The organism is Prosthecobacter sp., from assembly GCF_044232965.1.
Taxonomy (GTDB): domain Bacteria; phylum Verrucomicrobiota; class Verrucomicrobiia; order Verrucomicrobiales; family Verrucomicrobiaceae; genus Prosthecobacter.
In genome coordinates this window covers 19,096-29,888 of the sequence record NZ_JBIIKX010000070.1, presented here as the reverse complement: position 1 = coordinate 29,888, position 10,793 = coordinate 19,096, and the positions used below count along the sequence as shown (strand labels likewise).

Annotated in this window: 10 protein-coding genes and 1 tRNA gene; 8 read left to right on the top strand and 3 right to left on the bottom strand. The window is 60.0% G+C overall.

Annotated features, from left to right (window positions below; translation table 11 throughout):
* Nucleotides 1-213 precede the first annotated feature (213 nt).
* The gene (locus ACILSI_RS21810) at nt 214-864 is read right to left on the bottom strand and encodes a DedA family protein (RefSeq protein WP_395724034.1); all 651 of its coding nucleotides are present in this window, start codon (nt 862-864) and stop codon (nt 214-216) included.
* Nucleotides 865-1,014: 150 nt separating this feature from the next.
* The gene (locus ACILSI_RS21805) at nt 1,015-1,803 is read right to left on the bottom strand and encodes a hypothetical protein (RefSeq protein WP_395724033.1); all 789 of its coding nucleotides are present in this window, start codon (nt 1,801-1,803) and stop codon (nt 1,015-1,017) included.
* Between the two features lie 143 nt (nt 1,804-1,946).
* Between ACILSI_RS21805 and ACILSI_RS21800 the strand changes: the two genes are divergently transcribed.
* Complete coding sequence (locus tag ACILSI_RS21800) at nt 1,947-2,432, top strand: phage regulatory CII family protein (protein WP_395724032.1); 486 nt, start codon at nt 1,947-1,949, stop codon at nt 2,430-2,432.
* 9 nt (nt 2,433-2,441) lie between these two features.
* Nucleotides 2,442-2,810: a cupin domain-containing protein gene (locus tag ACILSI_RS21795; RefSeq protein WP_395724031.1), complete on the top strand. Its 369-nt coding sequence runs from the start codon at nt 2,442-2,444 to the stop codon at nt 2,808-2,810.
* Between the two features lie 190 nt (nt 2,811-3,000).
* Here ACILSI_RS21795 and ACILSI_RS21790 read toward each other — a convergent pair.
* Nucleotides 3,001-3,077, bottom strand: a tRNA-Met gene (locus ACILSI_RS21790).
* Nucleotides 3,078-3,190: 113 nt separating this feature from the next.
* Between ACILSI_RS21790 and ACILSI_RS21785 the strand changes: the two genes are divergently transcribed.
* From ACILSI_RS21785 to ACILSI_RS21760, 6 genes are all read left to right on the top strand, one after another.
* On the top strand, nt 3,191-4,027 hold the full coding sequence (locus ACILSI_RS21785) for a DUF1080 domain-containing protein (protein WP_395724030.1): 837 nt from the start codon (nt 3,191-3,193) through the stop codon (nt 4,025-4,027).
* A 254-nt stretch (nt 4,028-4,281) separates the two neighbouring features.
* Nucleotides 4,282-5,349 carry a polysaccharide deacetylase family protein gene (locus ACILSI_RS21780; protein WP_395724029.1) on the top strand — a complete coding sequence of 356 codons (1,068 nt, stop codon included), beginning with the start codon at nt 4,282-4,284 and terminating at the stop codon, nt 5,347-5,349.
* Complete coding sequence (locus ACILSI_RS21775) at nt 5,346-6,599, top strand: glycosyltransferase (protein ID WP_395724028.1); 1,254 nt, start codon at nt 5,346-5,348, stop codon at nt 6,597-6,599. The genes ACILSI_RS21780 and ACILSI_RS21775 overlap by 4 nt, the downstream gene beginning before the upstream one ends.
* Nucleotides 6,596-8,347 carry a DUF4091 domain-containing protein gene (locus tag ACILSI_RS21770; protein WP_395724027.1) on the top strand — a complete coding sequence of 584 codons (1,752 nt, stop codon included), beginning with the start codon at nt 6,596-6,598 and terminating at the stop codon, nt 8,345-8,347. The genes ACILSI_RS21775 and ACILSI_RS21770 overlap by 4 nt, the downstream gene beginning before the upstream one ends.
* Nucleotides 8,344-9,549, top strand: a complete 1,206-nt coding sequence (locus ACILSI_RS21765) for a GNAT family N-acetyltransferase (protein WP_395724026.1) — start codon at nt 8,344-8,346, stop codon at nt 9,547-9,549. Before ACILSI_RS21770 ends, ACILSI_RS21765 begins: the two co-directional genes overlap by 4 nt.
* Nucleotides 9,546-10,790, top strand: a complete 1,245-nt coding sequence (locus ACILSI_RS21760) for a glycosyltransferase family 4 protein (RefSeq protein WP_395724025.1) — start codon at nt 9,546-9,548, stop codon at nt 10,788-10,790. Before ACILSI_RS21765 ends, ACILSI_RS21760 begins: the two co-directional genes overlap by 4 nt.
* Nucleotides 10,791-10,793: the final 3 nt, after the last annotated feature.

The window sequence follows — 10,793 nt, the reverse complement described above, 5'->3', positions numbered from 1 at the left end:
GGACACGCTTGAGAGCGCCACAAGGTTCCATCATGCGAATCGGCCACCAACAGCACCCAGGCCGCGAAGAAGACTGGCCCCCAAGTTTTGGCCTTTTTAACCCCTCTTTTTCAACAGGCTGCTAGGGAACCGCTGAATAATTTAACGCCGCAAGGTTGCACAATCGCAGGATGGATTTTGAATGGTTTTCTCCGCGACTATCCGGATAGATTTTTAGCTTTCGCTTTTTTCCTTCGCCTTCTTTGCCTCCGCCTTGTGCTTCAGCACCTCAATCACGATGGGCAGCACGGAGACGACGATGATGAGCAGGAAGACGAGCTTGAGGTTGTTTTTGATGATCGGGATGCTGCCGAGGAAGTAACCGGCGATGGTGAAGCTCAGCACCCACAGCAGGCCGCCACCGAGGCTGTAGCCGAGGAAGCGGCGGTAGTCCATGCGGCCAAAACCGGCCGTGAACGGCGCAAAGGTGCGCACGATGGGCACAAAGCGGGCGAGGATGATGGCCTTGCCGCCGTGCTTGACGAAAAACGCCTCCGTCTTCGCCAAATAGTCGCGTTTGAACCAGCGCTGGTTCACGATCCAGCCCCCGGCCTTGCGACCGATCCAGTAGTTCAAATTGTCGCCAATGATCGCGGCGCACATCAGCATGGGGATGATATACTCAATGCGGATGAAGCCCTGTGCCGAAAGTGCTCCCACGGCGAACAGTAGCGAGTCGCCCGGCAGAAATGGCATGATCACCAGGCCCGTCTCGCAGAAGATGATCGCAAACAGCAGCCCATAGATCAGCGCACCATGGTCTTGTGCGAAGACTTGCAGGTGTTTATCGACGTGGAGGACGAAATCGAGGAGCTGGGAAATCATGCGGATCGGACTGTCCGGCGTCAAGCCGACGCGGCAAACGAAAAAAGCGATGCTGACGAGAGCATCTGCGGCAGAGCAAAAAAATGGCCGGAGCATCGTGCCCCGGCCATTTTGTTGATTTGTGAAGGAGGAGTTGGAAACGCGGCGTGCTTACTTCAGCTCCAACGCGACCACTTTTTTCCCTTCGATCTTGAGGCCTTCGACTTTGTTGAACTTTGTCGCAGCTTCGCTCATGCTCATGCCGCCTTCGCCGGATTCCATGACTTCCATGAACGCGTCCGTGTTGTCCATGAGCTTGTCGAACTGGATGTCCAAGTAGCTGACAGTGCCATCGTTGAAGTGGGTGGCGTCGGAGCTGGCGATGCCGCCGGCGCCTTTCACTTCGATCGTCATGCGCATGCCGGCAAACATAGGCTTCATCATGCCCATCTGGGCTTTCATCTGGGCGAGCTCCTCGGCGCTTTTCTTCGGCTTTTCGGCATTGCCGCCCTTTTTCTTGTCTGCCTCTGGGTTGGTGATGGTCAGGGAGGAGCTGCTCAGCGCAAAGGTCATCGGCTCTGATTTGGAAGCGGGCTTGCCTTCCTGCTCAGGCTCAAACGGCACATATTTCAGCTTCGCGAGATCTGCGACGGCGAAGACGACCTTCACTCCGCTTTTGCCATCGGGAGTTTTGACTTCCTCGTGGGACTTCACGGTCACTCCCTCGCCGAGCTTCTTGGCGCGCTCCTCGGCCTTTGCCTTGTCCATCACGAGGCCTTTGAGCTGATCGCCCTGGCCGCCGCCGGCCTGCATCATGGCTGCGAGCTGGGCGCCGAGCAGCACGCTTTCCTCAATGGTTGCGGTGCCGTCCTTGTTGACGATCACGGTGGATTTGATTTCAAGACAAGAGGTCAGGATGAAGGAGACGGCCGCGAGGAGGAGAAGGTGGATTTTTTTCATGAGGGTCGGAGCTTACGTCGGAGCCACCGATTCAAACAAGGAGAATTCCGCCTCGAAAGTGGAACTCGTGGCGCGTGTCCGACGGTGAAATCCTCCCAATCATGCTGCTTGCCAAAGCGTCCCGCCTCGGAAACAGATCGCGTATGGACTCGCATGAAGTGATCAGCAAGGCCGTCGAGCGCACCAGCTTCAAAGAAGTGGCCGCGCAGATGGGTGTCTCCCTCTCCCTCGCCTACAAGTGGTCCCAGCCGGATGAGATGCAGGGCAGCGGCACGGCCAATCCGCTCGACCGCGTGCGCCAGCTCTACGAGATCACCCGCGATCCGCAGATCATGCAATGGCTCTGCCACAAAGCGAACGGCGTCTTTGTGCAGAATCCCTCCGGCGGCGGTCCGCGCGGCATGGAGCTCATGCCTGCCACCCAGGAGATCGTGCAGCAGTTCGCCGACCTGCTCACCGCCATCAGCAAGGCCGCGTCGGACAACCGCATCACTTCAGAGGAGGCCTCACACATCCGCAGCGTCTGGGATGAGCTGAAACGCTTCACCGAGGGCTTCGTCCGGCTCTGTGAAAAAGGCGACTTTGCCCACCTTGCCGAAGAGATCAAAACACATCAGCCCAGGAAATAAACACGTCCCATGTCCGCCTCCGGCCCGCTGCTCATCCGTCATGAAGGCCACACGCCGCGTGAGCGCAGCACCTGCGGCTGGCGGGACCGGCTGATCAGTCGTGAAGATGCTGAATTATCACCCGCCGCGTGGGCACATGCCGTGGACATCGACGGCGCGAAGCTCCACTACCACAAACGCTCCACCGAGCTCTACTACGTCCTCGAAGGTGGCGGTTCCGTCATGCTCGACGGCGTCGAGCAGCCCGTCAGCAAGGGTTCCCTCGTCCACATCCCGCCCGGCGTCGTCCACGGAGCCCGTGGCAAGATGCGCGTCCTTGTCGTCGGCATCCCGGACATCGCTGAGGATGATTATTTTGAGGTTGAGGGGCAAAGTTGAACTGCGGCTGCTGAACAAAGCCATCTCTCCGCAAAACACGTGCGTTATGCCCCCCAATCGTTATCGTGCTCTAGCTCGAGTCACTTTAGGGCTGTTTTGAGGGTATTTTGTGCCATTTGGCCGATTTCGAAAACCTCGTAAAGAGGGCACAAAAAACCCTGTAAACCATTGGTTTACAGGGTTTTGAGATTGGTTGCGGGAGTAGGATTTGAACCTACGACCTTCAGGTTATGAGCCTGACGAGCTACCGGGCTGCTCCATCCCGCGATTTGATGGGCTGACAGATTCCGCTCTCCTGGCGAATAGGCAACCTGTTTTTACCCGAAGTTCATGACTTGGGCTGCAACATGGCCTATGGCGGGTCGTTTGCTGCTTCCCTCATGAAAAACATCGCCACCCTACTCGCTTTCGCGCTCACGGGCCTTTCCGCCCTTGCCGCAGATCCAAAACCGGCCGCTCCTGCCGCTGAAAAGCCCTCTCCCATCGGCTATTCCGACACGCCGGTCATTCCGGGCACGCAGTGGAAGGTGCATGACATCGACCGCCCCCGCCCGAACGCCGTGGCTCCTGGCGAAAAGCCTGGCGCGCCGCCTTCGGACGCGATCATCATCTTCGACGGCACCAGCACAGACGCCCTCCATGCGAAGGAAAAAGACGCCAAGGGCAAGGAAACCGGCAAGATGATGCCCTGCCCGTGGCAGATCGACAGCGGTGTGCTCATGATCTCCGGTGGTGACTGCTGGACGAAGCAGGAGTTCGCAAGCTGTCAGTTCCATCTGGAGTGGATGAGCGAGCCGCACACCAAGGGCAATTCGCAGAAGAAGGGCAATGCGGGCGTTTTTTTCATGGACCGTTACGAGTCCCAGATGCTCGACTGCGACAATAACCCCACTTACGCGGACGGCATGACCGGCGGCGTTTACGGCCAGACGCCGCCGCTGGTGAATGCCGTGCGCCCGGCCGGCCAGTGGCAGGTCTATGACATCGTCTTCACCGCCCCGAAGCTGGAAGGCGGCAAGGTGGTGGAACCGGCCTACATCACCACTTTTGTGAACGGCATCTGCGTGCAGAACCACACGAAGATCATGGGACCGACGAAGCACAAGAACATCACCGACTACAGCGGCGAGTTCCCGAAACTGGCCCCGATCCGCATCCAGGACCACAAAAACGAGCCCCCGGTGCGTGTCCGTAACATCTGGATAAGGCCGCTATGAGCTGACCTCTTCAGTTCATCTTTTTTTGCATTCGGCAGGGCCGGAGGTCATTCCTCCGGCCTTCTGTATTATAATAGGGAGTCGGAAAAGGTAAAAAATGCGTAAAAGCAATACAGTAATAATGATTATTCTATTGAAGTTAACGAATCGGCTCTTACCGTTCCTTAATTCACCACTTTTTATAAATTTCCATAACTTGAGCCAGTTTCTGCCCTTGTGGACGTTCTGGCTCTGTCCCAGCCGACCTTTGAACCATGCCGCACGCCTCTCAATCGCGCGCCATCAAAGCCGCAGCCCTAGTCGGCAGCGGCCTCGCTTCTTATGCGCGGACGCGTCGAGCCAAGGAAACCACGATTCTGACGTTTCATGGCCTCTGCGAGAACGTCGGTGACCCAGGCATCCTTGACTGGTCGCTGCATTTGCCGGTGGCGGTGTTTCGCAGTATTTGCGCCTTGCTGGCGGCGGAATACCGGGTCATCCCGCTGGCAGAGCTGGTCGAGGCACGGGCGAACAACCAAAGTCTGCCGGACAATTCTGTGATCATCACCTTCGATGATGGTTACGCGTCGAATTTTGAGCTGGCATATCCCATCTTGAAGAAGTTCGAGCTGCCAGCGACGGTTTTTGTCACCACCGGTTTCCTCGATGGCGAGGACATGATGTGGTTCCAGCGCGTGGACCTAGCCCTGAGCCGCACTCAGAAAGAGCAGATCAACTGGAAGATCAATGACAACAAACTGAGTCTGCAACTTGGGACGCGGAAGGAGCGCCAGGAATCCCTGGTGTGTTTGATGGCGGAGATGAAAGAGTTGCATGACATGGACCTGCTTGGTGAGGTGGACCGGCTGGAGCTTGCTCTGGGGGTTGCCACGCCGACGCTGGCGGATCTTCCGGTGCCCATGCGCCCGCTTACCTGGGACATGGCTTGTGACATGATTTACAGCGGCCTGATAGAAATCGGCGGGCATACGCACACACATCCCATCCTGTCCTCCTGTGATTCGATGGCGATGCGCGCGGAAATTTCCACCTGTCGCGACCGCATCCGTGCCGAGACGGGCGACCTGCCCCTCTCCTTTGCCTACCCGAACGGCGGCGCGGACGACTACAATCGTGAGTCCATGCTGATGGTTCGCGAAGCTGGCTTCAAATGTGCCTGTTCCATGGTGAACGGCCGCGTGGATGAGCATTCTGCCCTGTTCCAGCTCCCACGCTACGGCTCGCCAGAATCTGTGTGGGAGGCGGAAGCCACGGTTTCCGGTGCCTTCGAAACCCTCAAAGAGTGGAGGCAGAGCTGTCTGAAGGCGATGTCGCTGATATGAGGACGATCACGCTCAGTGCGAGAGATGCTCCGGCGCTGCCTTCCAGGCAGATCCCGCGTGTTCTTGTTTCTTCTCATGCTTCCTCGGCAGTGGCAGACCGGCGACCGGCTGTTTTGCATTTCGTGCATGGGATCGGCGGCGGCGGGGCGGAGGCCATGCTGATCAATCTCGCGGAAACACTCGATCCAGACCGGTTTCGCAGCATCGTCGTCGCCGTGAATGCCAAACCCTGGCCGCATCTTGCGGCGCGGTTGCGCACTGCGGGAGTCACCCTGCACGACCTCGAAAGCACCGCCTTCTTGAAGCGAGAAACCTTGTCCAAACTCCGTGCGATCCTGCGCCAAGAGCGCCCTGACATCGTGCAAACCTGGATGCATCATGCCGATCTCGTCGGCGGCTGGGCCGCGCGTCTCGCCGGAGTGCGCAAGGTGGTCTGGAGCATCCACTGCCGCGAAATCCATCGCAATCCTGGCGACAGCAATCTCAAGATTGCCCTCTTTCGCCAGGCGCTGGTGCTCAGTTCACGCTTCATTCCCACGCGTATCCTTTCCTGTTCTGCTGCGGCCATCGAAGACCATGTCGCCATCGGCTATCCACGCTCCAAAATGCGCTGGATCCCCAACGGCATCGACGCGGAGCGCTTCAAGCCGGACATCGACGCCGGTCTCGACACGCGTGCAGCCCTGCATCTGCCGCCCAACGCGCCGGTCATTGGTTACGTCGGTCGTTTTCACGAGATGAAGGATCTGCCGACCTTCCTGCGGGCGGCGGCGCTGCTCCAGGCGCGTGTGCCGGAGGCGCATTTCGTGCTCTGCGGAGGGGTGGAAGTCGAAATGAGCGCCGAAGAACGTGGCCTTCTCGCGCAACTGCCACGTCGTGACCAAGTGCGCTTTGATTCCTTCCGTCCGGACCCGTGGCGTTTGTATCCGGCCTTGAACGTCTTTTCACTCTCCTCCCGCACCGAAGCCTGCCCCATGACCATCATGGAGGCGATGTCCTGCGGCGTGCCGTGTGTCACCACCGACGTCGGTGATTGCGGACGACTGCTTGAAGGTGTCGGACAGGTGGTGCCGATGCGCGATGCGGCGGCCCTGGCGAGTGCTTGGGAAGAAACGCTCCGCCTTGGTCCTACAGCCCGCGCAGATCTCTCTCAGCAATCTCGTCAGCGTGTTCTGGAGCATTTCACCATCGCGCAGGCGGCCCGTCATTACGCGGACACTTATGCGCAACTCGTGGAGGCACGGAAATGAAGACGACGTGCTTGTTTCTAGCCCTCGCCAGCCTCGCTGCCGCACAGCCGGTGAGACTCTCCTTCTGCGACGGCATGACCCGCATCGCGCGCGAGGGCACGCCGCCCGCCGCGCAGACGCACACGCTGCATGCTGCGCGTGGTGAATGGGAGCCGCTGCAAATCATCGTCTCGGCCACACCTGCGCAGCTCAAAAATCTTGAAGCCGTCGCCACCGGCATCGCCAAGCGCGATTCCGACGTCCTGCTGCCCGCCCCCCAGGTGTTGCGCGTGCACTACGTTCGCGTTTCCCAGTCCACTCCGATGGCTCCTTTGCCGCCGGGGGATTATCCCGACGCGCTCGTGCCATTGGACCTGCCTGCGCAGGACATTCTGGGTGACAAGGTGGTGAACCAGCCCTTCTGGGTCGATGTGTTCGTGCCTTACACGGCGGAAGCAGGCGCTTACACCGGCGAGGTTCGTTTCAAGCTCGGCGACGGGGCCACGCACACCGCCGCCTACACGTTGAAGGTGTGGGATTTTGACCTGCCCGTCGTGCCGAAGCTGCGCAGCTCCATCATGACCACGACGCGCCGCATCGCCGAGGTGCATGGACTCGCCTACAATGGCGGCGTTCCCTCGCTCACACATCTCGGCTTGATGAACGCGTATTATGATCTCCTCGCTGAGCATCGCCTCAGCGTGGATCAGATCCATGGCAGCTATCCAGACGCAGCCACCGGCAAACTCGATGAAGACAAGGTTGAACGCGCCTTGCGAAAACACCTGCTGCACCGCCACGCCAGTACCATCGGCGTGCCGATCTGGCCCGAGTGGCCGTTCGCTGATCCTCTCGGTAAAGATCGTGAGGCCGCGATGAGCTACGTCGCGCAGTGGATGAGGCTGCTCGCGAAAATCCGCTGCGAATCACGCGGCTATGTCATCATGGGAGACCTGGACGAGCCCAACGATGCCGCTGCCTATGAAAAGGTGCGCCGCTGGGGTGAGTTCTTCAACGAGGTCGAAAAAAAGCACGGTATGCGTGTGCCGCTGCTCATCACCGAGCAGCCCGCGCCGGAAAAAGCCGCCTGGGGCTCTTTGCACGGCTTGGTGGACATCTGGGTGCCGCATTTCAGCGAGGTGTGGAAAGACATGGAGTGGGCCGGCGGAATGCGTGACATCGCGAAGCGCCGTGAGGCCGGTGACGAGGTCTGGGGCTATGCCGCGCTCGTTCAGATGCCCAATGAATGGGAAGAGCGGCAGGGGCGGCCGAAGCAATTGCAGGCCAGCTTCCCGCCGGTGTGGGCGCTCGATTATCCGCCTATGGCGCACCGCATCATGGGCTGGTTGTTTCCCAAGCACGGTATCACCGGCTTTACCTACTGGGACACACTTTACGCCGCCGAGGGTGTCGATGTCTGGCAGGACGCAGGCACCTTTAAAGCTCCTGACGGCGCGGTTTACAACGGTGACGGCTCCTTCATCTACCCCGCCACCGAGCAACGTCATGGTCGTCACGCGCCCGTGGCCTCGATGCGTTTGAAATGGCTGCGCGAGGCCGTCGAAGACTACGATTTCCTCATGCTGGCGCAGCAGCTCGGCCTTGAAGAAGAGACTCAGCGCGTTGTTTCGAGCTTTGCGCGCGGATTTGGAGATTGGGACAACAACATCGGCTCGCTCATGGAAGCGCGTCAGCAGCTCGGCGCGATGATCGAGGCCGCGCACCATCGCAAACAAACCGCCGCCGTCGGGAAAGGAGCCGCGCCATGACCGCCACGCTGCCCAGATCGTTCCTGCCAGCCGCGCCTCCGCGTCGTGATGCCCTCACACTCGACATCGTGGCCGACGAGGCCGCATTTCAAGCTCTCGCGCCGTTTTGGGACGCGCTGGTAGATCAAACTGCCACGCGCTCGCCCTTCCTCCGCTGGGACTGGGTCAGCCTGTGGTGGGCGGAATGTCGTGAGGCGGGCTCCAGGCTCGCCATCGGCCTGCTGCGGGATGAGGAAGGCGTGCCGCAGGCCATCGCGCCGCTCATGCTCTCGCGTGAGAGAGACCGTGCGCGCCGTTACCTCACCGCGCTCTCCTTCCTGGGCGGATTTGGTTCGGCGCATGGCGAGCGGCTCGACTTCATCGTGCCCGCAGGGCAGGAAGATGACCTTACCCCGCGCCTCTGCCGTGTGTTCAAGCATCTGCGGGATGAGTGTGATGTCGTTCGCCTCAATCATCTGCCGCAGGAGTCGCGGAACACCCCGCACATTCTCGCCGCCCTGGAGGAATCATTCATTCACGCCGGTGTTTTGAACCGCTACCCCTGCCATTTCATCCGCCTGCCGGAGACGCTGGCGGAATACGAAATGCGCCACACCGGAGCGTGGCGCAGCAAGCTCCGCCGCCGGAGCAAGTCCTTCGCCATCCAGCATGCGGGTGTTGCATCGCTGGCGGGTGAACGCGTGTCTTTTGATGCCGCGATGGATGCGCTGGGGACGTTGCACGCCCGTCAATGGCCGGAAAGTATCAGCAGTTTTGTCACGCCTGCCTCCTGGGGCTTTCACCAGCGTCTCGCGGCGAAATGGCTGCCCCAGGGCCGCGCCTTGCTGCCGCTCCTTGAGGCCGACGGACAGATCATCGCCGCGATGTACGGTTTTGTGGAGCGGGATGAGTTTTTCCAGTTTCAGATGGGCTGGGAGCCCGCCATGGCCAAACTTTCTCCTGGCAAACTCGTCATGCGCTGGTGCATTGAAGGCTCCATCCAGCGCGGTCTGCGCGCCCACGATATGCTGCCCAGCGATTACGAATACAAACGCCAGTGGTGCGACAGCCTCCGCTGGCTGCTCGACCTGGAGGCCTGCAATCCCACCAGTTGGCGGGCTGCCGCCTTTTACTCACTGCGCACCGCCCGCCGCCTGCTGCCACGCAGGGACCGGGACGCCGCCGGACCCACCTCCGAGCTTCAGGAGGACGCATCATCATGAAAGTCCTCGTCCTCACCGCCGATGCGAACACGCTCGTCTATCATCGCGGCGATTTGATCCGCGACTTCGCCGCACATGGCTGTGAGGTCGTCACAGCGGCGGCGGAAGACTACCCGCATGTGCGTGAATTTGTCAGCAGTCTCGGCGGCAGGCATTGCTCCATCCGCATGGCACGCTCCAAGATCAACCCGCTGAAGGATCTCGTGACGATGGGGGACATGTGGCGGCTCTTCCGCAGTGAGAAGCCGGACGTGCTGTTCGCCTACACCATCAAATCGGTCGTCTATGGTTGTGTCATCGCCCGGCTGGCCGGAATCCGCCGCGTGTACGCCCTGCTGCCCGGCCTGGGCTTCACTTTCGTCAAACCGGTGACGTGGAAGCAGAAAATCGTCAGCTTCATCTCCAAGGCGCTTCATCGCCTCGCCCTGAAACGCGCCGATGTCATCTTCATGCAGAACCAGGACGACGTGAAGCTTTTCACAGACATGTGCATGCTGCCTGCCGACGTGCCGGTGCATGTCACCGCCGGGTCAGGTGTGAACATGGACGAGTACGGCTACGCGCCACTCGAGGACGATGAAAACATCGAAGAAGGCCGGGTGCGCTTTGTTTTGGTGAGCCGGCTGCTCATCAGCAAAGGCGTGCGCGTTTTCGCCGAGGCCGCCCGTCGTGTGAAACAGCTCCATCCAAACTCTGAGTTTCATCTCGTGGGCCCCTTTGACCCCAATCCGAACCGTGTGGACGAGAGCGAGGTCAGCCAGTGGGTGGCCGAAGGCACGCTGGTGCATCATGGCATGGTCAAGGACATCGCCACGCTGCTCAAATCCATGCACATCTTCGTCCTGCCGACGTGGTATCGTGAAGGTGTGCCGCACGCCACCCTGGAGGCGCTTGCCACCGGCCGTCCGGTCATCACCACAAACTCCGTCGGCGCGCGTGAATGCGTGAGGCTCACCGCCGAGGGCGAAGCACAGCGCCAGAATGGTGAAATGCTCATGCAGGGCCAAAACGGCTTCCTCTGCCAGCCGCAAAATGTCGCCGCTGTCGGATGCGCCATGGAGTGGTATATTGATCACCCAGACCAGATCGCTGTCCAAGGTCGCGCCAGCCGACAGTTGGCAGCCGAGGTCTTCGATGTTCGTCTGGTGAACGAGATCATCCTGAAGGCCATGTGCCTGCGTGATGACCCTATGCATGAAAAGCCTCTCCGTCAGGAAACACCTCTCTCTCTCGCCGCTTAATTC

Coding starts and splice junctions, on each gene's coding strand:
- ACILSI_RS21760 (WP_395724025.1), top strand. CDS start 9,546: ATGAAAGTCCTCGTCCTCACCGCCGATGCGAACACGCTCGTCTATCAT.
- ACILSI_RS21785 (WP_395724030.1), top strand. CDS start 3,191: ATGAAAAACATCGCCACCCTACTCGCTTTCGCGCTCACGGGCCTTTCC.
- ACILSI_RS21765 (WP_395724026.1), top strand. CDS start 8,344: ATGACCGCCACGCTGCCCAGATCGTTCCTGCCAGCCGCGCCTCCGCGT.
- ACILSI_RS21800 (WP_395724032.1), top strand. CDS start 1,947: ATGGACTCGCATGAAGTGATCAGCAAGGCCGTCGAGCGCACCAGCTTC.
- ACILSI_RS21810 (WP_395724034.1), bottom strand. CDS start 864: ATGATTTCCCAGCTCCTCGATTTCGTCCTCCACGTCGATAAACACCTG.
- ACILSI_RS21770 (WP_395724027.1), top strand. CDS start 6,596: ATGAAGACGACGTGCTTGTTTCTAGCCCTCGCCAGCCTCGCTGCCGCA.
- ACILSI_RS21775 (WP_395724028.1), top strand. CDS start 5,346: ATGAGGACGATCACGCTCAGTGCGAGAGATGCTCCGGCGCTGCCTTCC.
- ACILSI_RS21780 (WP_395724029.1), top strand. CDS start 4,282: ATGCCGCACGCCTCTCAATCGCGCGCCATCAAAGCCGCAGCCCTAGTC.
- ACILSI_RS21805 (WP_395724033.1), bottom strand. CDS start 1,803: ATGAAAAAAATCCACCTTCTCCTCCTCGCGGCCGTCTCCTTCATCCTG.
- ACILSI_RS21795 (WP_395724031.1), top strand. CDS start 2,442: ATGTCCGCCTCCGGCCCGCTGCTCATCCGTCATGAAGGCCACACGCCG.